Origin of the sequence: Microcoleus sp. (assembly GCF_041354475.1) — a bacterium.
In the GTDB taxonomy this organism is placed as follows: Bacteria; Cyanobacteriota; Cyanobacteriia; order Cyanobacteriales; family Microcoleaceae; genus Microcoleus.
Genome location: NZ_JBGJZU010000016.1, coordinates 1 through 24,533, shown reverse-complemented (window position 1 = coordinate 24,533; position 24,533 = coordinate 1). Strand labels below are relative to the sequence as shown.

General features: G+C 43.3%; 23 protein-coding genes. 9 read left to right on the top strand and 14 right to left on the bottom strand.

Annotated features, from left to right (window positions below; all coding sequences use genetic code 11):
- Window positions 1-5 precede the first annotated feature (5 nt).
- On the top strand, window positions 6-590 hold the full coding sequence (locus ACBR23_RS08720; RefSeq protein ID WP_371118365.1) for a WD40 repeat domain-containing protein: 585 nt from the start codon (window positions 6-8) through the stop codon (window positions 588-590).
- A gap of 85 nt (window positions 591-675) precedes the next feature.
- On the opposite strand, the gene ACBR23_RS08715 is transcribed toward ACBR23_RS08720, so the two are convergent.
- From ACBR23_RS08715 to ACBR23_RS08705, 3 genes are read right to left on the bottom strand one after another with little or no spacing between them, the layout of a single operon-like run.
- Window positions 676-972: a type II toxin-antitoxin system RelE/ParE family toxin gene (locus ACBR23_RS08715; RefSeq protein ID WP_341739205.1), complete on the bottom strand. Its 297-nt coding sequence runs from the start codon at window positions 970-972 to the stop codon at window positions 676-678.
- Window positions 969-1,193 (bottom strand): addiction module protein, encoded by a 225-nt coding sequence (locus tag ACBR23_RS08710; RefSeq protein WP_341731505.1) that lies wholly within the window; start codon window positions 1,191-1,193, stop codon window positions 969-971. The genes ACBR23_RS08715 and ACBR23_RS08710 overlap by 4 nt, the downstream gene beginning before the upstream one ends.
- Window positions 1,194-1,249: 56 nt before the next feature.
- Window positions 1,250-1,393 carry a hypothetical protein gene (locus tag ACBR23_RS08705; RefSeq protein WP_371118364.1) on the bottom strand — a complete coding sequence of 48 codons (144 nt, stop codon included), beginning with the start codon at window positions 1,391-1,393 and terminating at the stop codon, window positions 1,250-1,252.
- A gap of 162 nt (window positions 1,394-1,555) precedes the next feature.
- Here ACBR23_RS08705 and ACBR23_RS08700 point away from each other — a divergent pair, with 162 nt between their 5' ends.
- Complete coding sequence (locus tag ACBR23_RS08700; protein WP_371118363.1) at window positions 1,556-3,607, top strand: WD40 repeat domain-containing protein; 2,052 nt, start codon at window positions 1,556-1,558, stop codon at window positions 3,605-3,607.
- A 318-nt stretch (window positions 3,608-3,925) separates the two neighbouring features.
- Window positions 3,926-4,936 (top strand): galactose-1-phosphate uridylyltransferase, encoded by a 1,011-nt coding sequence (gene galT, locus ACBR23_RS08695; protein WP_371117130.1) that lies wholly within the window; start codon window positions 3,926-3,928, stop codon window positions 4,934-4,936.
- A 93-nt stretch (window positions 4,937-5,029) separates the two neighbouring features.
- Here galT and ACBR23_RS08690 read toward each other — a convergent pair whose 3' ends face one another.
- Window positions 5,030-5,314, bottom strand: a complete 285-nt coding sequence (locus ACBR23_RS08690; protein WP_371117129.1) for a hypothetical protein — start codon at window positions 5,312-5,314, stop codon at window positions 5,030-5,032.
- A 385-nt stretch (window positions 5,315-5,699) separates the two neighbouring features.
- Between ACBR23_RS08690 and ACBR23_RS08685 the strand changes: the two genes are divergently transcribed.
- Window positions 5,700-7,493, top strand: coding sequence for a metallophosphoesterase (locus tag ACBR23_RS08685; protein ID WP_371118362.1), 1,794 nt, complete (start codon window positions 5,700-5,702; stop codon window positions 7,491-7,493).
- A gap of 151 nt (window positions 7,494-7,644) precedes the next feature.
- Here ACBR23_RS08685 and ACBR23_RS08680 read toward each other — a convergent pair whose 3' ends face one another.
- The 3 genes from ACBR23_RS08680 to ACBR23_RS08670 form a co-directional block, all read right to left on the bottom strand.
- Window positions 7,645-8,766, bottom strand: coding sequence for a hypothetical protein (locus tag ACBR23_RS08680; protein ID WP_371117127.1), 1,122 nt, complete (start codon window positions 8,764-8,766; stop codon window positions 7,645-7,647).
- A 160-nt stretch (window positions 8,767-8,926) separates the two neighbouring features.
- Window positions 8,927-9,628 carry a GDYXXLXY domain-containing protein gene (locus tag ACBR23_RS08675; protein ID WP_371118361.1) on the bottom strand — a complete coding sequence of 234 codons (702 nt, stop codon included), beginning with the start codon at window positions 9,626-9,628 and terminating at the stop codon, window positions 8,927-8,929.
- A 77-nt stretch (window positions 9,629-9,705) separates the two neighbouring features.
- Window positions 9,706-11,106 (bottom strand): DUF2157 domain-containing protein, encoded by a 1,401-nt coding sequence (locus tag ACBR23_RS08670; RefSeq protein ID WP_371118360.1) that lies wholly within the window; start codon window positions 11,104-11,106, stop codon window positions 9,706-9,708.
- 606 nt (window positions 11,107-11,712) lie between these two features.
- Here ACBR23_RS08670 and ACBR23_RS08665 point away from each other — a divergent pair.
- Complete coding sequence (locus ACBR23_RS08665) at window positions 11,713-12,306, top strand: Uma2 family endonuclease (protein WP_371118359.1); 594 nt, start codon at window positions 11,713-11,715, stop codon at window positions 12,304-12,306.
- Window positions 12,307-12,583: 277 nt separating this feature from the next.
- On the opposite strand, the gene ACBR23_RS08660 is transcribed toward ACBR23_RS08665, so the two are convergent.
- From ACBR23_RS08660 to ACBR23_RS08640, 5 genes are all read right to left on the bottom strand, one after another.
- On the bottom strand, window positions 12,584-12,901 hold the full coding sequence (locus ACBR23_RS08660; RefSeq protein ID WP_333053665.1) for a hypothetical protein: 318 nt from the start codon (window positions 12,899-12,901) through the stop codon (window positions 12,584-12,586).
- A gap of 248 nt (window positions 12,902-13,149) precedes the next feature.
- A complete protein-coding gene (locus ACBR23_RS08655) occupies window positions 13,150-14,568 on the bottom strand; it encodes a hypothetical protein (protein ID WP_333053664.1) in 1,419 nt (472 codons plus the stop codon).
- A gap of 143 nt (window positions 14,569-14,711) precedes the next feature.
- Complete coding sequence (locus ACBR23_RS08650) at window positions 14,712-14,906, bottom strand: hypothetical protein (RefSeq protein WP_371118357.1); 195 nt, start codon at window positions 14,904-14,906, stop codon at window positions 14,712-14,714.
- A gap of 68 nt (window positions 14,907-14,974) precedes the next feature.
- Window positions 14,975-15,685 carry a DUF547 domain-containing protein gene (locus ACBR23_RS08645; protein ID WP_371118356.1) on the bottom strand — a complete coding sequence of 237 codons (711 nt, stop codon included), beginning with the start codon at window positions 15,683-15,685 and terminating at the stop codon, window positions 14,975-14,977.
- 133 nt (window positions 15,686-15,818) lie between these two features.
- Window positions 15,819-16,208 carry a pentapeptide repeat-containing protein gene (locus ACBR23_RS08640; protein ID WP_371118355.1) on the bottom strand — a complete coding sequence of 130 codons (390 nt, stop codon included), beginning with the start codon at window positions 16,206-16,208 and terminating at the stop codon, window positions 15,819-15,821.
- A gap of 129 nt (window positions 16,209-16,337) precedes the next feature.
- Here ACBR23_RS08640 and ACBR23_RS08635 point away from each other — a divergent pair, with 129 nt between their 5' ends.
- On the top strand, window positions 16,338-17,792 hold the full coding sequence (locus ACBR23_RS08635; protein WP_371118354.1) for a bifunctional orotidine-5'-phosphate decarboxylase/orotate phosphoribosyltransferase: 1,455 nt from the start codon (window positions 16,338-16,340) through the stop codon (window positions 17,790-17,792).
- A gap of 281 nt (window positions 17,793-18,073) precedes the next feature.
- Here the strand turns inward: ACBR23_RS08635 and leuB are convergent, their stop codons facing one another.
- Window positions 18,074-19,153, bottom strand: coding sequence for a 3-isopropylmalate dehydrogenase (gene leuB / locus ACBR23_RS08630; RefSeq protein WP_371118353.1), 1,080 nt, complete (start codon window positions 19,151-19,153; stop codon window positions 18,074-18,076).
- A 204-nt stretch (window positions 19,154-19,357) separates the two neighbouring features.
- Between leuB and ACBR23_RS08625 the strand changes: the two genes are divergently transcribed.
- Together ACBR23_RS08625 and hemH are read left to right on the top strand one after the other, a co-directional pair.
- On the top strand, window positions 19,358-20,563 hold the full coding sequence (locus ACBR23_RS08625; RefSeq protein WP_371118352.1) for a DUF4336 domain-containing protein: 1,206 nt from the start codon (window positions 19,358-19,360) through the stop codon (window positions 20,561-20,563).
- A gap of 233 nt (window positions 20,564-20,796) precedes the next feature.
- On the top strand, window positions 20,797-21,960 hold the full coding sequence (gene hemH, locus ACBR23_RS08620) for a ferrochelatase (RefSeq protein ID WP_341735850.1): 1,164 nt from the start codon (window positions 20,797-20,799) through the stop codon (window positions 21,958-21,960).
- A 244-nt stretch (window positions 21,961-22,204) separates the two neighbouring features.
- Here the strand turns inward: hemH and ACBR23_RS08615 are convergent, their stop codons facing one another.
- Window positions 22,205-22,816 (bottom strand): DUF4126 domain-containing protein, encoded by a 612-nt coding sequence (locus ACBR23_RS08615; protein ID WP_371118351.1) that lies wholly within the window; start codon window positions 22,814-22,816, stop codon window positions 22,205-22,207.
- Between the two features lie 285 nt (window positions 22,817-23,101).
- Here ACBR23_RS08615 and ACBR23_RS08610 point away from each other — a divergent pair, with 285 nt between their 5' ends.
- Window positions 23,102-24,388 carry a Glu/Leu/Phe/Val dehydrogenase gene (locus ACBR23_RS08610; protein ID WP_341735849.1) on the top strand — a complete coding sequence of 429 codons (1,287 nt, stop codon included), beginning with the start codon at window positions 23,102-23,104 and terminating at the stop codon, window positions 24,386-24,388.
- Window positions 24,389-24,533 lie beyond the last annotated feature (145 nt).

Genomic DNA, 24,533 nt, shown 5'->3' with positions numbered 1-24,533 from the left:
AAGTCGTGACCCAAAACCAACCTACCAAACTGGAAGCTCATCAGCAAGTCAAATTAAAAAGTATGGAAATTGAAAAAGCTGGACACGATGCGTTAGAGCTTTTTAAGTCGGACGGCCACCAAATAGAAGCCTTGCGGGCCGCTATTAAGGCTGGGGAAAATTTAAAAACATGGATGCTAAATCATCGGGCGGTTACTACCTATCCCAGTACCAGTCCCCTCTTGGCTTTGCAGGTGATTCTCTCCAAAATTCGCGAACGCCATCAGTTTGTCGGACATCGGAGCACCGTCAGGAGTGTATGTTTTAGCCCCAATCAAGATGCGATCGCCACTGCATCACAAGACGGCACCGCCAAATTGTGGGACTTACAGGGTAATTTACTGGCAGACTATAGCGGATATAAAGGGAATTTACTCAAAGGCGAAGCAGATTTTGTGGAGTTAAAAACTCCGATTTATAGTATTTGTTTTAGTCGGGACGGGAAGTTTTTAATAACTGGTTCCCAGGATGGAAAGGTGCGGTTTTGGCCCGTGGAAACTTTGGATGACTTGTTGGTGAGGGGGAGGGAATGGCTTGGTGAGAAATTTTAACGCCTGCAATTGACGTAAATTTTAGTTTCCCAAGTTTAAGCAATGATACAAGTCAAAGACTAGCCAGACTCTTGCAAACATTTATTTATGTTCGCACTTGCCAAGCTTTGGGATCTCTCCGACTGTGAAAAATTGCTGTGACAATCACCCGACTTGATACAATCCGATAGTAAACAGCATAAGGAAAGCGACGAACCACAGATCGCCTAACATCACGATAGACAACTGGATATGATTCTGGCATCTGGCAAATTCGATTTAACGTCTCGTCCACAGAGTCCAAAAAATCGTCGCCAAGTCCTACCTGCTGGCTTTCGTACCAATTGTAAGCCTCATCGAGTTCTTCACGAACTTCTGGCCGAAACACTAGCGCATAATTCATGGGCGTCTTTTTATCGAAGCTTTAATTTGTTCCCAAGTCATTACATCATCTGGATTAGCTTCGGAATCGCTAATCCGCCGATCCAGTTCTTGTTTTTGTATTTCTGTAAGATTGGGGTAAGCTTGCTCTGCTGCGATGCTATCCCAAATTGCTTGTACGAGCCGAATTCGGTCTTCAATACTGAGCGATGTAATTTGATTCAACGTGACAGTGAGATCCATACTAATTAACCTGGAGGAAACAGTGGGCAATTGGTACACTTAAAAATATAGCAGATTTATTGCTCATATTCATTACTTTCTGTCACTTCGGGAATCAGCACAATTACTTCTACTTTGCTATTTTGCTCTAAATTTAACGGTTCATCAATGCACAATTGCCCTTGGTTGTCAATCGTTGGCATCACTTTAATTGCTTTCATAGTTAGTTACTTCAGGTAATCTACGGTGTAAGAAATAGATTGATGTCTAAGGCTAGTGCCTCGATCGCCTTTTTCAAGAATACCAAAAAGTTTAATGAAGTGCGATAACTTTATGGGAAACTAAAAAATAGTCCATAACTGGCAATAGCTGACCGCGAAGTCGTGACCCAAAACCAACCTACCAAACTAGAAGCTCATCAGCAAGTCAAATTTAAAAGTATGGAAATTGAAAAAGCTGGACACGATGCGTTAGAGCTTTTTAAGTCGGACGGCCACCAAATAGAAGCCTTGCGGGCCGCTATTAAGGCTGGGGAAAATTTAAAAACATGGATGCTAAATCATCGGGCGGTTACTACCTATCCCAGTACCAGTCCCCTCTTGGCTTTGCAGGTGATTCTCTCCAAAATTCGCGAACGCCATCAGTTTGTCGGACATCGGAGCACCGTCAGGAGTGTATGTTTTAGCCCCAATCAAGATGCGATCGCCACAGCTTCCATTGACGGTAGCGCCCAATTGTGGAACTTGCAGGGTAAGTGTTTGGTGACTTTTAGCGGACACAAAGACTGGGTAAATAGTGTTAGTTTTAGCCAGAAACAAAATGCGATCGCCACTGCATCCGATGACAAAACCGCCAAATTGTGGGACTTACAAGGCAATTGTCTAGTGACTTTCACCGGCCATAACGACTGGGTAACTAGCGTCTGTCTTAGCCCCACTGTGGCCGCGCTGGTGACGGCTTCCTATGACGGTACTGCCAAATTGTGGGACTTCCAAGGCAATTGTTTGGTGACATTCAGCGGACATCAGCAATCGGTAACAAGTGTGTGTTTTAGCCCCAAGGGAGACACCCTGGCCACTGCATCCTACGATCGCACCGCCAAACTGTGGGACTTCCGAGGCAACTGTTTGGTGACATTCAGCGGCCATGATGGGTGGGTAACTAGCTTGAGTTTTAGCCCGACAGGAAATGCGATCGCCACAGCATCCTATGACGGTACTGCCAAATTATGGGACTTAGAAGGCAACTGTTTAGTGACATTCAGCGGCCATGATAGTTGGATTACCAGCCTCAGTTTTAGCCCGACAGGAGATGCGATCGCTACCGCTTCTAACGATCGCACCGCCAAACTTTGGGACTTACAAGGCAACTGTTTAGTAACATTCAGCGGCCATGATAGTTGGATCACCAGCCTCAGTTTCAGCCCCACAGGAGATGCCCTAGCTACAGCATCCAACGATCGCACCGCCAGATTGTGGCACTTACAAGGCAACGATTTAGTGACTTGTAGCGGACATCAAAAATCAGTAAATAGCGTTAGTTGTAGTCCCTATCAAGATAGAATCGCCACAGCTTCCAATGACCGCACCGCCAAATTGTGGAACTTCCAAGGCAAATGTTTAGTAACTTTTATCGGACACAATGACTGGGTGACAAGCGTTAGTTGCAGCCCCAATCAACCTAGAATCGCCACTACTTCCAGAGACGAAACTGCAAAATTATGGAACTTCCAAGGCAAATGTTTAACGACTTTTATCGGACATTTTGACTCTGTATGGAGTGTCGGTTTTAGCCCAAAGGGAGATATAATTGCCACTGCTTCTAGAGATGCTACTGCCAAATTATGGAACTTGCGGGGCAAATGTTTGATGACTTTCACCGGACATCAAAGCTGGGTAACAAGCGTTAATTTTAGCTCAAAAGGAGATACAATTGCCACTGCTTCTAGAGACGATACTGCAAAATTGTGGAACTTTCAAGGCAAATGTTTAGCAACTTTAATCGGACACCTTGACTCTGTATGGAGTGTTTGTTTTCACCCCCATCGAGATGTCCTTGCTACTGCCTCTAATGACGGTACTGCAAAATTGTGGGATTTCTATGGCAACTGTTTGGTAACATTCACCGGACACGATGGACCTGTCTTGAGTGTCTGTTTTAGCCCCACGGGAGATACACTAGCCACTGCTTCAATTGACCACAGTGTTAAATTGTGGGACTTGCGGGGGAATTTATTGGCAGAGTATCGCGGTTATCCGGGGAATTTGAGCCACGGTGAGGCAAATTTTGTGGAGTTAAAAACTCCGATTTATAGTGTTTGTTTTAGTCGGGATGGAAAATTCTTGCTATCTGCTTCAGAGGATGGAAAAGTGCGTTTTTGGCCAGTAGAAACATTGGATGAATTGTTAGTCAGAGCTAAAAAATGGCTGGATTAGATATCCCATAAATTACCCAGATTCGCAATTATTCATCTCTCTTCTCTAACTCTGTGTCCTCTGCGCCCTCTGTGGTTCAATCCTCTAAAATCCGGTATAATCACAATTATAGGGGCGGGGCTGGTTTATATAATTAGTCAATACTTATTAAATATATCGGCGAACCACCCCCTAGGGAACGACCGATAATAAAATTATGAAACAACCGTAAACCACATAATTTATAAAATTGTTAAACATTTGTAAAATGCCCGTGACATAATATCAAAAAAAATCTAAAATAAAAGACAGCTCGACCCTAACAATGTAGGTGAGAAAATGTCTGAACTTAGACAAAATCTAATTACCAGAGATTGGGTAATCATCGCCACTGAACGGGCAAAAAGACCGGATCAATTTGCCAACCACAAAAAAACAACAGAATTTCTGCCCTCCCACCGCGCCGATTGTCCATTTTGTGTGGGAAATGAGGAAGATGGAACTTTGGAAACTTTCTGTTTGGGCGATCGCGCTGACTGGAAAGTTAGGGCAATTCGCAATAAATATCCCGCCCTTTCCCCAACCGCAGAAGGATTGAGAATTTCATCGGGAATTCATCGCCGGATGTCGGGAATGGGGATTCACGAAGTCATTGTCGAACATCCGCGACATGATTTGACGACAGCATTGTTAAGCATTGAAGAGGTTGAAAATATACTTGTAGTATATCGCCAGCGTTATTTAGAAATTAGAAAATATCCTCATATTGAAACAATTATTATCTTCAAAAATCATGGTGAAAGTGCCGGAACTTCTCTCGAACATCCTCACTCGCAGATAGCAGCTACCCCTGTTGTTCCCAGTCAGTTTCGCAGCCGGATTGATGAAACTATTAGATATTTTGATGATACGGGAGAGTGTTTGTTTTGCCGGACTTTGGAAGATGAATTAGCTGCTGGTGAAAGAGTGATTTTTGAGAGTAAACATTTTGTGGCTTTTATCCCTTATGCTGCGCTTTCACCGTTTCATATTTGGATTTTTCCCCGCCGCCATGCTTCGTCCTTTGATGATATTACCGATCCAGAGATTTCTGACTTGGCTGATACTTTGAAAACTGTACTGGCTAAGCTTTATTACGGATTGAATAATCCCGATTACAACTATAATATCCGCTCAGTGCCGACGGCGGAACAGGGTACTAAGTATTTTCACTGGTATATTGCGATTATTCCCAGGGTTTCTAAGCAAGCTGGGTTTGAGTTGGGTAGCGGAATGTTTATCAATACTGCTTTACCGGAGGAAAGTGCTGGTTTTTTGCGATCGACGATAATTCCTATCGATCCGCCCTAGCCATAAAAAAAGGGAAAGGAATCACCTATGCCCTATGCCCTATGCCCTATGCCCTATGCCCTATGCCCTATGCCCTATGCCCTATGCCTAATATCAAAATAAACCTTCAACGTACTGCCAGTAGTCGTCGCTAAAACTAGCTTTTAATATTTCTCTAATCTTGATGTCGATAGCTAATTGACTCTCACCGGGCTCGCCAGTATCGCCGATTTCCCAGCCCCCATCCGAGAAATTTTGTTGGAGATGGGAGAGTTGATGGGCAAAATTCGCCAGAAAATGATGTTCGTTTACCCATTCTGCCGGATCGGGTATTGCTGAACTAGCAAAGGTGCGATCGACTAAATTATTGTTGAAACCATTGTCAGTCTGGTTTTGCATACTTCTGTTGATCGAGAACTTGAATTCGCAGCTAATTAGTCACTCATTCTATCTTAATCTTAACGCTGAATTTCCTAGAGCGATCGCGATCGGTCCGTGGAAGTGATATATTTGGTTCTTTTTGGCGATCGCGATCGAATCTCCTTTTGACCTTCCTATGCTAAACTGTGTGGCGCTAGATTTTAATCTTAAAAAATCTTAGTTATGGCAGTTCTATTTCTTTTATGAATATTTTTTAATTAACCGCAGAGTTCGCAGAGGCCGCGGAGTAAGAGAAGGAAAAAAAAGAAAGAAGATTGCATTCGATTCTTAAATTTTCGATAACCTTAGTCGCCTAAAATTAAAAATCTCAAATCTCAATTAATTTTTCTCTTCCTTCTTCCTGATGTTGATACCCCTACCCGACGACTTAGAAAATCCTGCTAATTACCCTCGTAACCCTTGGTTTTTTTCTATCTTGCTTTTAATTGTCCTATTGTTTGGTTTAATTATGAAATCTTACCTAGACCAACCCCAACTTTTAACCGATCCATTTCTGCAACTCCCAACAGCAAACTCCGTGCGAGTTGTCTGGTTTACCGAATTTCCAGGTATTAGCAACAAAGTCATTTATGGCGAAGAATTGAATCAAAGTGCGATTGCAACTACCACCAAACTAAGTCGCACTCGCGAAGACAAAGACTCCTACATTTCAGATATTCATAAACGTGGCATTGTTGATAACAATTCAATTGTTCGCGATATCTGGCGTCATGAAGCAAAAGTTGCCAATTTAATTCCCGGTGTTACCATTCCTTATTTAGTGACCAGTGAAAGAGTAGACAACCAATCAGTCAGCAGCAAAATTTTCACCCTTTCACCAACACCAATAGTAGGGACTCCCCTCCAAATTCTCCTGACTTCCGATCATCAACTGATGCCAATGACAGCAGCAAATCTCCAAAAAGTAGCTGAAACAATTGGCAAAGTTGATGCCGTTTTCATGGCGGGCGATTTAGTTAATATAGCCGATCGCGCTTCTGAATGGTTCGATGACGTCCGCGGCCGCGCTTTCTTTCCCTGTTTGCAAGGGCGCGGCTTCTCTCAACTCGACAAAAACGGCACCCAAACAATATACACCGGCGGCGAACTGATTCAACACGCACCTTTATTTCCCGCCATTGGCAACCATGAAATTATGGGCCGATTTTCAACAGTTAGCAAACTCAACGACCAATTCAACGATCCTTTTCCGCGCGCTGCTGCCGAGAAAATCTACCAATCCCAAGCTGAAAAGTCAGCCGTAAAAGACAAAGATACTTGGCTAAAAAACCATACTTTTAATAACGATACCTATAGGGAAATTTTCACTCTTCCCGGTGACAAAAATTACTATGCTGTGACTTTTGGTGACGTGCGGCTAGTGACTTTGTATATTACGAATATCTGGCGAACTCCCAACCTAGACCCCGCTGCGAAAGGCAGATATCGGGAACGTAACGAAGATTTTAATAATTTTGAAAAATGGGGCTATGGACAGCATATTTTTGAGCCTATTGTCAAGGGTAGCCCTCAATATAATTGGCTGCAAAAAGAGTTAAATAGCCCCGAATTCCAACAAGCAAAATATAAATTTGTGATGTTTCATCACCCGCCCCATTCTCTAGGCGATAATATTGTACCTGCTTATACTGACCCAGTGCAAATAATCGATCGCGATGCAGAAGGTACAATTAAGATGATACGTTACGAGTACCCAAAAAAACAAGATTATATTATTAGAGATGTTATTCCGCTGCTAGAAAAAGCCAAAGTACAGTTAGTATTGTACGGACATTCCCACCTGTGGAATCGGTTTGTCAGTGCCAGCGGAATGCACTTTTTAGAGACTTCTAATGTTGGCAACAGTTATGGCGCTTTCTTCGGCGAAAAACGCAGATTCGTGCCACCAGCCTATGATGAAGATTACAGTGCAACAGGAGATCCCAACGGTTTAAATCCTGCGATCCCAACAATTGCGCCGCTATTAGCAGATGGCAAACAACTGCCATATATTGACAGTAATGATATTACAGTTTTCAGTATTTTTGATACCGGTGATGGTGTTGTGAGTAGCTACTATTTTGATACCAGAAAACCAGAATCAGAAGTGGTAAAATTTGACGAATTTAAGTTAAAAAGTTCATCAACCAGCCTGTAGGGGGGGGTTTAGGAGATTGTTGGTGTACGTTAGTAGTAAATTTTGATGGATTTAAATTCAAAAAATCATCGATTGTTCTCAATTAATTAAGGCTGACGCACAGCCGCTACAAAAATTTATATGTAGATGCTGTGCGTAAGTTCTATAATCACTAAATAAACTTTCTTGCTTCTGCTAAAGCTGCGTCAAACTTGAGCAATACATCCTCTTCAGTATGAATCAGTTTCTCCTGTTCCAGCAGCGGCCTGCCGAAGCGAAAAATACCATCCTGTTCTACGTGATCTACATACGGTATGGTTTCTGGATGTGGCAAAAACTTTCTACCAATGGTGTACGGCGTGTGGTAAGAAAAACTAAAATCAGGAAATTTGTCACTCTTGATTTCCAGATAATAAAGGGAATAATAATCTTTGGTTTCGCAGTAAACGCAGTCGCGACACTTATTTACCAGTTTGCGGTTTTGATAGAAAAAATCCCACTTGTCCCAATAGTAATCATCTTTCATCATTTCCTGGTGGTCGTCACAAAGTTCGAGATACAATTTGTCAGCATCGTGGGGACGATAAAAGTAGAGCATGGCGTAGGGCATTTCAATCAGTACCTTGACTGCTTGATTTTTGCGCTGATACCATTGCTGCCGATGAATTTCGTAAATTTCGTTATCTTCAATAGCTTTGGCGCTGTTAAGCTGATTTTCTTTGGCCCACCGCGAAGCCCAAACTGTCCAGTAAGCTAGCTGGAAAGTTGCAGAAATTTCAGCAGAACCTTGTTCTTCCCAGTCGGCAATAATTTTTGACCAAGCTGAACTAAAAGCTAATCGGGAGTCTGCCTTTTCTTGCTGGCTTTCTCGACTGATTGGGATGGCTGTTTTACGATTATTCTGAATCTGCCCTTTTGGTTCGTTTCGCCAACTATTGATATCGGTTTGTGAGAGAGTCAATATGAATCTTCTGTCGTGAACGGGATATTCTAAATGAATTCCTGACTTGAGGAAGGTGCGATATTCTAAAACAGGGAGTTTGCCTTGTTCAATCCATTGTTGGCGTTCTTTTGAGGAACATTTGAGCAGTTTTTCTAATTCTACTGGCTCGACGGCTAATTCACTTTTGAATGTCTCCCAAAATCTTTCTTGTTCGGCTGGGTTTACCTCCAGCACGGATACAATTGTGCTGACGAGGTGGTCTATTTTGTCTGGGCAATTGTCAGGGAGTCCTAAAAATTCGAGTAGTTGGGCTTTGAGTATGCGTCTGGAAGAGATTAGCGAGGCTAACATGAGAAGCTCCAGTAGAGTCAGAACTTGTGCCCTTGTTGAATTAGCAAGATTTGCACAAGTCTATATATCTTACGGCAATTTAAGACTCGATCGCCCGTAATTCCCACTCAAATCAGCATAAATACTCAAATTTTGTGACAAAGGTTGATCGACCCCGTAGCTAAAAGCGATAATTGCGCTGTCGCACCCACAGACTCACAGGCACTGCATGACCTGTTTTGTCCACCTTCACTTCTACCACAAAAGATTCCCGCTGTGCCCTTTGAGCTTCCCCAATCTCCTGATTGACCTTTTCCCTTTCATTTTCTGGCATATAATAAGTTTCCAAACCATATTCCATCTGCCAGCCATTATATTTACCCTGAATGGCGATTTGATTTGCGGGTAAACTCGGGGGATTTTCTAAACTAACGCGGACTGGTTTCCAAGCTTGGGGACGACCAGCATTGGTCTGGGTTTTGGGCGATTCCAAAATTACATAAAAACTGGTTCCAGACTTGACATTGTAATTCTTTGATGGTGGGCAAACAACACCGGATGGACAAGGTTGTTTGTCGCTTGGTAACTCTTTCCATCCCGGTAATTTTTGGAGATTATTTTGCTGAGAAATATCATAACTCAAAACTTGGTAATATCCGCGCATTAAATCGTAAGGGTCTACTGGTACTGTTTGCAAAACCACTGTTTTACCAGTGACAAAAGTGTAGACTGCCGAAGCTGGTACGGTGATAATTAGTCCAATTTGGAGCAATAAAGGAATCCACATTCGCCACGCGGGAATACGTTTGGCTTCCGGGGGAAGCTGAAACAAATTTGTTTCTTCTGGATTTTCAGTTAATAAGTCAATGTTGTTTGTGTTCATATTGTTGACGGTTGTTTCGGAATTATTAAACCACAGAGAACGCAGAGTCCGCAGAGGAAGAGAGAGATGAATGATTTTTATTCGTCTTTGATGGTGGCGAAGTGTCGCTCGAACCACAAACCAGCGGCAATTACACCAATGCCACACAGCACAAATACAAAAGATTTCAGCAATAATTCTGTATTGTATTCAAACAATCTGCTGATAATTTGTAAAGTTACCAATACCATCCCGCCCCAAAAACTCCGGCGGTTTCCTAGTGCTAAACCTTCTCGAATTAAACCCACCGCTAGCAGAAATAATAAAACGTTAAACAGAAAAGTTGCTAATTGGGGGAGAGGAGAAACATTGAGATGGTAAAACGGTATTAAGGCGCTGATGACGATCGCAATGGCGATCGCACCTGTGGTCAAATCCACTCCTTTTTGTTTTGGTCGGCGCAGTTCCAAACGTCCCAGATGCAGCCACTCAAACACCATCAAAGCACCCAAAACAATGACATTTGTCAAAAGACTCCAATTCAGGGGAATCTGCGAAGGAGCGGGGGAATCTTGCCACAGCCAGTGGAAGGAAAGAAAGTAAAAAAGACCAGCCAAAAATAGCAGTGCTAAACTACGGGCGGTAAGTTGAAACAGTCTGCTGTCTATATTCGGCCACATTGCATCGTCGTATCCCCACAACAAAGCGGGTGGTAGGGCACAAAAAATTGCAGCACCCCAGCTTGGATTTAACCCTTGGATGATGGAAACTTGTAGGGAAAAAATGAGGACGATCGCACCTAGGGCAAATATAGCACGCGATCGACACCAATAAGCTAGTGGTATAAACATGATACTGGCGGCGATCGGCATTTGTCGCACCAAAATTTCCAGCCAAGAAAACTCGACTTTAGAAGACCAATCTAACACAGCCAGCCAATAGCTTAAACTGACTAAAAGTGCTGACAAAACGCCCAAGGAAGTCAAGCGCAAACTGTAAGCCATTCCAAGCACGCCGATTCCCCAAGCGAGGAAAAGTCCGTAGGAAGAACCGCCAATATGAAACATCTGCGCCATCAGTGCCATATTTGCTCCTAAAATCAGAGCGCCTAATAGCAACAATCCTTCACCTAAAAGTTTGTTTCGCCCTTTGGTTAGGGGTATATTTGGATTAGAGTTTTTGCTGCGAGAAGGGGGAATTCGCCACAGATAGAAACCTGCTGCATTCACTGCGACGAATAAGCTTAATAACAGTGCAACTCTGGCTTCTCGCGACCAAACTTGCCAGTTTGCTGCTACAAACGTGATGACTCCTAGGGCTAGGAGAATGCTGCCGAGACTGATGAGAATGCCCAGGAATCGGTTGCGGGAGGCGCTTTCGAGGGTGTGGAATTGGTAGCGATCGGCAAGTTGTTGGTACAATGAAGTATCGATGAGTCCTTCTGCTTGCCAGAGTTTAGCTTGCGATCGCAATTCTCGTCGAAATTGATCTGAAATCATGGTGTATATTCCAGAGGATTTGAGCGGTGATAGCTTTCAATATGTCAGTTGTTAAGTAATTGTAGGTGGTAGGTGGGACACCTGTTGAAGTTGCACAGCAGATTTGATACGAAATCCTGTAGTTAGGAGACGGCACTGCCCATTGGTGTCAACTTAAGCCTGAAAGCCATATAAATGTAGCTCTTAGGCAAAGTCTAGATCCCCCTAAATCCCCCTTAAGAAGGGGGACTTTGAAAAGACTCTTGTCCCCCCCTTCTTAAGGGGGGCTAGGGGGGATCTGGATTTAATAGTCAAACAGCAATCTCTGACTGGATTTGAGCTTAAGTTGACACCAATGGGCACTGCCCATAGGTGTCAACTTAAGCTTGAAACCCTTGGTATTTCTTGCTTTTACCTAAGTCTAGATCCCCCTAAATCCCCACCCCCCCCTAGCCCCCCCCAAGGGGGGAAGGGGGACTTTGAAAAGACTCTTGTCCCCCCCTTCTTAAGGGGGGCTAGGGGGGATCTAAGTTTAATAGTCAAACAACCATCTGTGACTGGGTTTGAGCTTAAGTTGACACTAATGGGCACTGCCGTGTCCCTACAATTAATAAGGAATGTAATATTATGGTACAAGCTCAATCTAAAAAATTAACCTTTGATGAGTATCTTAACTACTCAGATAACACCGATAATCGCTATGAATTAATTGATGGAGAGTTAATCGCTTTGCCGCCAGAATCTGAACCTAACAATTTTATTGCCAACTATCTATTCTTCTATCTGGCTAGCAGCGGGCTAGTGCCACTTAGACTGATTAAAACTCATAATTGTGAGGTTCAAGTTGCTGTTTTGCGATCGGGAGATGCCGCCAATCGTTACCCCGATTTGATTATTTTGGAACCCGAACACATTCCGCTGACAGCAAACAGGTTAACTATTACCTTTGATATGCTACCTCCTCGGTTGGTTGTGGAGGTAGTTAGTCCGGGTAGGGTGGGTAGCGATCGGGATTACGAGCGCAAACGAGCTCAGTACGCAGCGCGGGGCATCGCAGAGTATTGGGCGATCGATCCAATTGAACAAGTAGTGACGGTTTTGCGGCTTCTGGATGGGCAATATGTTGAGGTTGGGGTATTTCGGGATGGAGAGGCGATCGTATCTCCAATGTTTCCACAGCTAAGTTTGACGGTTCAACAGATTTTAAGCGGAGAGGTTTAAGGGCGGATCGATAGCTAATTGGTTAGCATTCATCTAACCACCTACCGATTAGTGAAAATCTCCACCCTCAACCTGATTAAGGCTATGTTTCAATCCCTGATAGGGATTTAGGTTGATTGCAACCTGTAAGTTTCGCTAACAGTCACACCATTTTTAGATAGTGACGTGAGAATATCATCAACCTTACTTACTTTGCTAAATAAATCTAGGCGGGGAAAATCAAAGATCCCCGCCTATGACTTAAAAGTGCTACAGCCAGGTCAGGATAAAGATTTAACTACTTTCCAAACGCTTGCGCCAATAAATTAGAGTCTTCGGAAATATCACGCGAAAACTTTTCAACTAGACATTGAAAGAATTTATTAAAATCTTCTTCTCCTAAAGTAACGTCCTCACTTGAACCTTTAGTTAACTTAACTTGACCTGGAATACTTTTTCGGATTGTAATTGTGCTACCAGAGATGTGTAGCTTTAAATCCCACTCCTCAATCTCGAACAGGTCGTTCGGTCCTCTGTAGGTAGGTATACGGTTCCACGCCAATACCTGATTGAGGTCTATACCAATAGTATTGCCACATCGTATTTTCTCAGACATTTACTGCTCCTCATCCAATGGTGGAACGCTTTTCTTTGCCATAATTTATATCTAATCCTCTTTGTTTCTTAAGGTAGCTCAAACCATTTAACAATACATATAACACATAAACTATTTATGTGACAATTCTACACAGTAAACTCGTTTCAACCACCTATCCCGCCCCGCCCCGCGCTCCGACCGCTCCGACCGTGCCACCTTGCCACCGAAACTAATAAGCTATTTACAGTCTCTAGAACCTTCAACCCTTACAACCACCTCCGGAAACGTTTTTTCGCTTCTTTAGAATTTGGTATTAACTTACGTAATAATTCCTTAGAGTTTTTATAAACAATTTTATAATCTATATTTACTTCTATGGTTAACCCATCGCCCGTTAATTTTGTTAAATTTAAGCGTTCATTTATATACGCTATGAAAAGACACAACAACATAACAAATTGGGGAGGATAAAATGAGTCACCCGCATATTTAATTATAAGGTCTCTAAAATGCCATAAATTTACCCATTGTGCAAAAAAGTCATAGAAATTTTCAATCTCCATGTAAAGTTCGGGATACAAGTCTATAGGTCTGGCTATAAAAGTCTGACTTACGAAATAAACAGGTAAAGGATACCAGTTAATAATCCTATTTGTCGTTAAATGAAAAGTTGCTACAATTTTCGTATTGTTCCATAAAGTCAAATATTGACCCTCTTTATCTTCGCGCCACTTAATACTAATTTTATGTGGTGATTTTTTTCTTATTGTTTGATAATATGTTTTTTCGTAAAGTATTTTATCTTGGTAAACTATTCGATTATTTTTGCTTTTGCTTACTCTCCGAATACACAAATCATAATGTAATTCTATTACGAATAAATCATAATTTATTAACATATTAGAGTTAACGGCTTCTCTTACTGAGTTAGTTTCTTTTGATAATAAACTCACTGTAATATTATCATTAAAACCCATTATAAAATTATTCACTTGTCGGTATTCGTTCTCTAAATTAATATGACTTATTGATTCAACAACTTTAAAAAAAACTTCATCTAAATTATTATTGATGAAAATGTCTTTATTAAAAACAAATACATAGTAAAGAATTTTTTTTAAAATATGTTCATTAGGAGGTAAGCATAAATAACGAACTATATTTGAAAAAAATCTACAATGCCTCTCAGAAGATTTATTATGATACAAATAAAATGCCTGTTTTTTAATATTTTCTCTATTTTCGTAAAAAATATTTAACCATAATTCAATATTTATATTATATTTAATTACTAGGTTTTCGCCTATACTTCTATAGCATTCAAGCTCTGAAAGTTTAATATTTTTTAATTTTATCATCCCTAAATCAATTATTTTTTGAATTTTTATATGAAATTTTTCTAAACTTTGTTTTTTACCCTCTGAATCAAAATCATAGTCAATATATGATGAATAAATGTTAATATCTGTTCTCTTAGAACAAGGATTTTTACCACTATATTTATAATGTGAGAAATGTGGGAATTTTATTATACCTGACTTATTTAAATCACTTCCCTTTTTAAAAAATACACTTTCTTCACACTCACAACAAGTTAAAAATAAATTATCGTAAGATTGATAATTTATTACTTCGTTAGTGGCTGTAAATATTTGATTTAAGGACATCGAAAAAGCATTTTTCATAATACCGTGATTCCTTAATGATTTATAAAGTTTTTATATACGAAACGTCAAGTCACTATAATAACACATCTATATTAAATATCAACTATTGACATAAATACCTATAAAATCCCGTGAGCTATACATTTAGAAGGTTTCTGCATTTACCGACCTTGACGCAAAAAATCTAGACCGCTCCGACCTCTCCGACCGTGCCACCTTGCCAGCGCTCCGACCGTGCAGACGTGCGACTGTGCCATCGGTGCGAGTGTAGCCGTGCCAGCGCTGCGAGTGCGAGTGCAGCCGTCCGATCGCCCCGTTGCCTCAAAGTCATCCGATCGCACTGTTGAATCTGGCAATTTGAAGGGGTAACGACAGACTAAAAAAATTACCCCCTCAAAAAAACACCTATCCCTAGGCGCAAATTTTATCCATCAACCCGATTCAAATTCCAGTCGTAAGGCAAAAAAACGATCGCCCATTCATCCCCTACAGCCAGATCCGCGCCCAAATAACCACCCACATATCCAGCCGCAGAACCCGCCGCCTTCACAAAATCCTCACCGTACCACTTAAAAATCTTGCTCAAATAAAGCGTCTTTTTCCCAGCATCGTACCGCACCTTATCGGGATTGTGAATAAAACGGTTCGCCTCTATTTGCAGTTGAGTTCGCACAGCCTCTGGGAAATAAGCCCCCCGACGCAACATCGGACATCCAACCGCAGCGCAAACCAAGGCAAAATGGATGCGCGGTTCCGCAAAATCCCGGCGCAAAATTCCGTGTTCGATTTGATTGAGACTGTACTTTTTCCCCGCAATTGTATAAGTTGAACGGGTGAAAAAATCCAAAAAGCTTAGCCAGTTGGGAATTCCCAAAACTTTTGGACGAATTGACGCGATCGGATATACTTCAATAACTTGAGAAATGGCGATCGCATTATAGACATTCAGCCACAAAGCCAGACGCTCATTCCCATCAGTCACAGCAGCCAAATCCACATCTGCCAAACTTTCCAGCCACTCTCTCAAAACCTCTGCCGACTCAGCTTTCCAGCGCCCATAATTCACGCGCCCAAAATCCTCAACATAGGTGTGTAGCAAATTGTCCCAAGTCTCAAAGGCGATCGTATTTGTCATTACAATTTACTTTTTTTTAAGGACTAAAATCTTTACTACAAACCAGTTTTCTGTTTTGTCTATTGACTACTCTTTTCACCCCCTAATTAAAGGGGGCTAAGGGGCGTTCTGGGTTTCCAAACACGCCCTCATCCTATTTAATAGTACCATCAACCCAAGTCGCACCTTTGAGCTTAGCATTGTCCAAATTAGCCCCCGTCAAATCCGCACCTTGTAAATTAGCATCAGTCAAATCTGCACCTTGTAAATTAGCCTGTCGCAAAGAAGCCCCACTCAGAGAAGCCCCACTTAAATTAGCCCCACTTAAATTAGCCCCTCTCAGATTCGCCCCCCTCAAATCTGCCTCTTGCAAATCAGCATTTGCCAAATTCACCTCCGGTAAAGGAACGCTTCTCAAATCGCAACCTTGACACTGGTTAGTTTCCCGCAACTGGTTGAGTTGTTGGGGGTTAGCTGCTATCGTCGTTGTTACTAGGCCAAGCATCAATCCAAAGGAAACAGAACCCAAAATTAGAGATTTCATGGTATTAATATTCTACAATTTTAAAACATTCTCAATTTACACTTCAACTGCGATCGATATCTTCCGCAAAACTCCTATCCCAATTTTCACAGGCCATTCTGATTGTTTAATTATCATTCCCCAATCCCCATGATTAATCAAAAAAAAATCGGCGACAAACTGTTAGCAGCCATTGAAAGCAATCAAAGTTTGCTGTATTTGACCCTAGACCCCCAACCCGAAACTTTCCCAGATACACTGTCCATAACCACAGATTTCTTGGCAAAAGCTAAATGGGCGATCGACCAAACAGCAGACTTAATTAGTGCGTGCAAAATCACCCTAGGTTTTTACCAAACTCTCGGCATTCCCGGCTGGGAACTACTGCAACAAATATTAGCAATTATTCCTCCTCACATTCCCGTAATTTTAGATGCCAAACACTGCGATTTAAACACCAGCACCGTATTTGCCAAAACCGTATTTGAAGACTGGCAAGTTGACGCTGTTACTTTGAGTCCCTATGCAGGATTCGACCAAGTAGCGCCCTTTTTATTATATCCAAACAAAACTGTTTTTGTCCTTTGTGCCACTGCCAATCCCACCGCCGCCGCTTTACAAGAATACCCAACACCAGAAAATCCTTTGTACCTGCAATTAGTCCGAGTTTCTCAGACTTGGGGAACCCCTGAAAAACTCGGTTTACAAGTAGGAGTAATGCCGGATATGTTAGCGCGGATTCGCCAAGCCGCTCCCGAACGCCTAATTTTAGTTGAAGGAGACATCCCAGAACAAAATGACTTGACAGAACAAAACGACCTTGCAGAATTGCTGGCGGCTGGTTTAAGCAAGAATGGTGAAGGTTTATTGCTACCAATACCTGCCAGTTTATTCGCGGAGTCAAATCCCCGCGAAGCAGTGCAAAAATTGCGGGATAATATTAACGAACATCGGCTAAGGGCGATCGCAGGTAGTCCTACTTGCGAATTATGGCTACCGGATGTTTGCTTTTTACAGCCAGAACCTCACCGGGATTTAATTTTGCAACTTTATGATATTGGCTGCGTAGTTTTTGGCGACCACGTACAAGCATCAGGAGCAGTATTTCCATATTACATTGACTTGCGAAAAATCATCTCAATTCCGCAAATTTTTCACCAAATAGTCAGCGCCTATGCAGAAATTCTCAAAGGCTTAAAATTCGATCGCATTGCGGGAATCCCCTATGGTTCCTTACCCACAGCCACGGGTTTAGCTTTGCGGATGGAACGGCCCATGATTTTTCCCCGTAAGGAAGTGAAAACTTACGGTGCGGGAAAGTTAATTGAGGGGCATTTCCAGGCGGGAGAAACTATTGTGGTAGTTGATGATATTTTGATTAGTGGCAAGAGTGTGATGGAAGGGGCTGCTAAGTTAAAATCTGCTGGGTTGAAGGTGGAAGATATTGTGGTTTTGATTGACCACGAACAGGGAGTAAAAGATAAATTGCTGGTGAATGGTTATCGAGCCCATTCTGTGTTAGCGCTTTCGGAAATTGCTCAGATTTTGTATCAAGCAAATCGGATTGATACGGAGCAATTTCATCTTTTGACTGCGGAACATTAAACCCCAATTCCTGTAGGGGCGGGCGCATAGGTGTCAACTTAAGCTCAAATCCAGTCAGAGATTGCTGTTTGACTCTTAAATCCAGATCCCCCCTAGCCCCCCTTAAGAAGGGGGGGACAAGAGTCCGATCAAAGTCCCCCTTCCCCCCTTGGGGGGGGCTAGGGGGGGGTGGGGATTTAGGGGGATCTGGACTATGGTAAAAACGACATTTATCAAGGCTTTCAGGCTTAAGTTGACACTAATGGGGCGGGCGATGCCCCTACCAGATTATTCGATCGACTTTACAAAACTTCCATCAAAGCATCGCTCATCGCCCGACAACCAACAAGTTTCATGCCTTCCGACATGATATCACCAGTGCGATAACCTCGGTCCAAAACTTCCACAACTGCTTGCTCAATCTTATTAGCAGCTTCCGGTTGGTTCAATCCATAGCGTAACATCATTGCTGCACTCAAAACTTGCGCGATCGGGTTTGCTTTGTCTTGTCCAGCAATATCTGGTGCAGAACCGTGCACTGGTTCAAAAACTCCCGGCCCTGTTGCGCCCAAACTAGCAGAAGGCAGCATTCCAATACTACCAGTTAACATTGCGGCCGCATCAGAAAGAATGTCGCCGAATAGATTCCCCGTGACAATCGTATCGAACTGTTTTGGCCAGCGGATTAACTGCATTGCTGCATTGTCAACGTAGAGGTGAGAAAGTTCCACATCAGGGTATTCTGAAGAAAGGGCAATTATGCGATCGCGCCACAGTTGCGAAACATCCAAAACATTCGCTTTATCCACGGAACACAGCCTTTTGCCACGCTTCATCGCCGTCTCAAAAGCTACTCGCCCGATTCGATCGATCTCTGACTCGGTATAAGCCATGGTATTGACACCGCGTTTTTCCCCAGTTTCCGTTTTAAAAATACCCTTCGGCTTCCCAAAATAAATGCCCCCAGTCAATTCGCGGATCACCATAATATCCACGCCTTCGACAACTTCCTTTTTCAAAGAAGAAGCATCAACTAATTGAGGTAAAATAGTCGCGGGACGCAAATTAGCAAACAAACCTAATCCGGCACGCAGCCCTAAAAGTCCCGTTTCTGGCCGTTGTTCGCGGGGTAAATTATCCCACTTATAACCGCCGATGGCTGCTAATAATATAGCATCGCTGTTGCGGCAAATTTCTAGGGTTTCATCTGGTAGTGGATTGCCTGTTTCATCTATAGCAGCACCTCCCATTAAAGCTTCTTGAAAATCAAAGCCGATGTCGAATTGTTTGCCGACAATTTTTAGGACATCTACTGCTACAGCGATAATTTCAGGACCGATTCCGTCTCCGGGTAAAAGAGTGATGCGGTAGTTTTGTGTCATAGCTACTAAGTTGATAAATTTTGCGAACTTATGATTATATCAGGACAAGTTACCTAAAACTTGAGAAAGTTGTTTGTAGTAAAAAGGTTTATAATTACTTAAATCATTGCTTTTTATTGCATTTTCTTGCTTCCTGCTTCCTTCTTCCTTCTTGCTTCGGCTATAGTTCGATCGCACGTACAGCAATTTGGAAGGAGTCTCTCCGTGACAGCAGGCGAAGATACACCAATATCAGAACAGATTGATTCCAAGGACTTTTCCTGGCCTTTTTGGCCCCTAGTCCCCATCTATCCCTACAGCAGGCGGCGGACAATCCGCAAGGAAATCGTTAAGGACACAATCTGGACTTTTGACCAACTTCAGGGCATTTTCTACGTCGTTGTCCCGATTCGGATGACGGTGATTAAACTCGAACCCGAAGGCCTTCTCGTCTACGCCCCCGTGGCACCTACTCCTGAATGTATCCGCTTGCTCAACGAGTTGGTGGCAGAACATGGTGAGGTTAAGTATATCCTGCTGACAACTATTTCCGGCATCGAACACAAGGTTTTTGTCGGCCCCTTTGCTAGGTGTTTTCCCACCGCCCTGGTGTTTGTCGCCCCGCAGCATTGGAGTTTTCCGCTGAATTTACCCCTGAGTTGGCTGGGTTTTCCCGCAAAACGCACCTTTGTACTTTCCCCTGACAGCAGCAAAGCGCCTTTTGCCGATCAATTTGATTTGGCGATTCTTGGTCCGATCGACCTTCGCTTAGGTTGGTTTGCGGAAGTGGCGCTATTTCACAGGCGATCGCGCACGCTGATGGTAACAGATTCTGTGGTTTCGATCCCTGAAAATCCACCGGCGATCGTTCAACTCGACTCTTATCCCTTGTTATTTCATGCCAAGGACAGCCCCTCGGAACCCGTGGCAGAAACTCAGGCAAATCGGCGCAAAGGGTGGCAGAGAATAGCTCTATTTGCCATGTATTTTCGTCCTAGCGTGTTGGAAGTGCCATCGTGGTCATCTGTATTAGCGGGAGCCATCAAAGCCCATGAACGTTCTGCCAAAGCCTATTTCGGCTTGTTTCCCTTCAGGTGGCAAGCGGATTGGAGGCGATCGTTTGAGGCCTTGCGGGGAGGAGGGCGATTGTTTGTCGCACCGATTTTGCAAGCTTTGATTCTCAATCGCGCACCCCAGGAAACCCTCGATTGGGTCCATCAAGTGGCGAGTTGGGATTTTGAAAGAGTGATACCCTGTCACTTTGATTGTCCCGTCGCCGCCAATTCCCGTGAATTTCGGCAAGCATTTTCTTTTCTGGAAAAACACTCTGATGTCAACCTTTTGCCAGAAGCAGATTTTCAATTACTTAGGGATATTGATGCAGGTTTAAATAAAATTGGTATTGTCCCGCCAGCTAAGGAGAAAGTTTAGCAATTATTGCCAAAGTCAAAATTATGTATACGTTGCTATCGACTTAAGATATTATGAAGTTATATTATAAAGTCGGCATGGGGCATCGGCACGACTCTAAATGGACAAAGAGGGAAGGTAAGACTGCCTCGGCAGCACATCCCCGTCAACTGTCAAGAGTCACCGCCCTCACAGAGCGGTGAGTATGTCAATAATAAGTAACAGAACTGGACGATGAGAGAGCTGTAACCGTTATGGGCCGTGTAGGAGTATTGCTATTAAACTTGGGCGGACCCGATAAAATCGAGGATGTCCGCCCTTTCCTGTTCAACTTGTTCGCTGACCCGGAAATTATTCGCCTGCCGTTTCCCTGGTTGCAGAAACCACTCGCCTGGTTGATTTCAACCCTGCGTTTTCAGAAATCCCAGGCAAACTACCGCCAAATCGGGGGCGGCTCTCCTTTGCGTCGCATCACAGACGAACAAGGGCTAGCGCTGCAAAAGCTCTTGGAGTCCAAGGGAAAAGATGCGCGTGTTTATGTGGGGATGCGCTACTGGCATCCTTTTACCGAAGAGGCCATTGCCCAAATTAAGCGCGATGGGATCGAACATTTGGCAATCTTGCCACTGTATCCTCAATTTTCCATCAGTACCAGCGGTTCTAGTTTCCGACAACTAGAAGAAATCTGGGGAAAAGATCCAGAACTCAAGGAGATGGAATATACTGCTATTCCTTCTTGGTATCATCGTCCAGGCTACATTCAGGCAATGTCTGAATTGATCGCCCAGGAATTAGACCATATTCCTAATTCCGATCGAGTTCATATCTTTTTTAGCGCCCACGGTGTCCCTGTCAGCTATGTAGAAGAGGCTGGAGACCCCTATCAGCGGGAGATAGAAGATTGTACTCGTCTGATTATGGAGCATTTGAATCGATCGAACGAACACACTCTCGCCTATCAAAGTCGGGTTGGCCCGGTGGAATGGCTCAAGCCTTACACCGAAGATGCCATTACCGAACTCGCGGCCAATGGAGTCGAAGATTTGTTAGTAGTTCCGATTAGTTTTGTTTCCGAGCACATCGAAACTCTGCAAGAAATTGACATGGAGTATCGAGAATTGGCCCAAGAGTCGGGAATTCAAAATTTCTACCGAGTGCCGGCGCTGAATACTCATCCGGTGTTTATTGAGGCTTTGGCTGATTTAGTCATCGAGTCGCTGGAATCTCCCAGTGTTAAGTTCTCTGATGTGGTACGCCCTTCTAAGAAAGTGAAGATGTACCCTCAAGAGCAGTGGGAATGGGGTTTGACCACGGGGGCGGAAGTCTGGAATGGTCGTGTGGCGATGATTGGTTTTATGGCACTGTTGCTGGAGTTAATTACCGGTCACGGTCCTTTACATTCGATCGGCTTACTTTAAAGGCGGTTTCTCAAGAAAACGACCGACGATGGGGAATCATACCCACCCCTAGCCCCTCCCAGGAGGGGAACCGGAGCTAGCTCCCCTAGCCCCTCCCAGGAGGGGAACCGGAGCTAGCTCTCCCCCCTAGGGGGGATGGGGGATGGGGGAGAGAATTGGGCATTGGGTATTGGTAGCAATTAACTAATAACTAATAACTAATAACTAATAACCAATAACTAATAACTAATAACCAATTATTAAATTAATCTGGATCGCGTTTACCTTGACGGGGATTTCCTAATAACCCCTGTTTTGCTTGACTCCTGTACCAGCGATACCACTCTTTAGAGCTGCGAATTGCCAGCCACAGCAGCAGCATCGCAATCAATCCCCCTTGCCGCGGCGCATCGAAGGCAAATAACACCAAAGCAATACACAAAGCGTCTTGAACAAAAATCAGCCACATCGGCAACACCTTCAGCCGATAAAGCCATCCTGCTTGCACCAGTTGCAGCACTAAAGCCAACAAACCTCCGACAATACCAATAATCCACAGCATCCAAGGGTGAGCTACAAGTTCGTCGATGGAACTTACCTGAGCGATCGCAATTGCCATAATTGCTCCTACAATGGGGCTGAAAATAACTTGCACAATTTGCAACACCCGCTGTCCCACAAAGGTTTTAGAAGCAAATAATTCTAATAGCGACCAACTCACCAAAATTGCTATCACCACTTGGGGGTGAAGCCCCGACAATAGAGGTATTTCTGACCAAAGTTTATCGATGCGTAACAAACCAATTAACAGCAGGGGCATGGCAATTCTCATACCCCCCGCCGCCGACGCAGAGAGGGCAGCTAGGAGTCCAACCATAATAATTATTTAGTTAAGAAGGTGAGTTAATTAGTCGATCGATGTCAGATTTTCCTTACCCTAATGGCTGGCTTTGATTTAAGCGATCGAGCTCAAGTTTTGCTTTGAGTTCACTATTACTCTCTATTGTAAGTCTAAATGCTTAATTTGTGGTTGCCGATGGCAGATAGTCGATCGAGACAAAGTTGTTGACTGTTGTTAGTGTACACAAGTATTATTAAGTAGAATTGCTGAACAAATCTGCTTCCTACTTCCCTCGGACTTCTTCCTTTTTCTTTGTTAATTATGTCTGAATCATTATTTACTGATGCCAGTCGCCGCTTAGAACGAGCCTTAAAATATGTATCCCTTTCCGAGGATACGATCGAACGGCTTAAATATCCCAAATCTAGTTTGATTGTATCAATTCCCGTGCGGATGGATGACGGTTCTCTGCGAATTTTTCAAGGTTATCGAGTTCGCTACGACAATACCAGAGGCCCGTCCAAAGGAGGAGTTCGTTACCATCCCAAAGTATCCCTGGACGAAGTGCAATCCTTAGCATTTTGGATGACTTTTAAATGTGCAGTTTTGAATTTGCCCTTTGGAGGAGCCAAGGGAGGCATTACTGTAAATCCCAAGGAATTGTCTAAACTGGAATTGGAAAGGTTGAGCCGGGGCTATGTGGATGCGATCGCCGATTTCATTGGTCCAGATATCGATATTCCCGCACCTGATGTTTACACAAATCCCATGATTATGGGTTGGATGATGGATCAATATAATACCATCAAACGGCAACTTTGTCCAGCGGTTGTCACTGGTAAACCTGTAACAATTGGTGGTAGTTTAGGTCGAGATACGGCTACAGCAACCGGGGCTTTTTTTGTATTAGAAAATATTCTGGCAAAATATGAGTTAGTTCCTCAAAATACCACTGTAGCAGTACAAGGTTTTGGCAATGCCGGTGCAGAAATAGCCGAACTACTGTGGAAAGCAGGTTACAAAGTTGTGGCAGTTAGCGATTCCCAAGGGGGGATTTATGCTAAACAAGGTTTGGATATTCCCAGCATCCGCAGTTTTAAAGACTCGAATAAAGGTATCAAAGCTATTTATTGTGAAGGCACTGTTTGCAATATTGTCGAGCACGAAATTTTGACTAATCAGCAAATTTTAGCTTTAGATGTAGATGTGTTGATTCCCGCGGCTTTGGAAAATCAAATCACTGAAGCAAATGTTGATAGCATTAAGGCTAAGTTTATTTTTGAAGTAGCTAATGGTCCCATTGATTCCGCTGCTGATTTGATTTTAGAAGCCAGGGGGCTTCAGGTAATTCCTGATATTTTAGTCAATGCTGGAGGCGTAACGGTTAGTTACTTTGAGTGGGTGCAAAATCGTAGCGGACTTTATTGGAGTCTGGAGGAAGTTAATCAGCGCTTGAAGCATAAAATGGTGGAAGAAACTGAGGCTATCTGGAAAATATCTCAGGAGTTATCAGTTTGTATGAGAACTGCTGCTTACGTCTACGGGTTAAACCGACTGGGAGAAGCGATGAATGCGAAGGGAACGCGCAATTATTATGTTAACGGTTAAATAAGATACCTCGTAAAAACCAAGCTGTGAACAGGCTGGAGGGCCATTGGTGTCAACTTAAGCCTGAAAGCCTTGGTATCTCTCGTTCATAGCCAAGTCTAGATCCCCCTAAATCCCCACCCCCCCCTAGCCCCCCCCGCCCCCC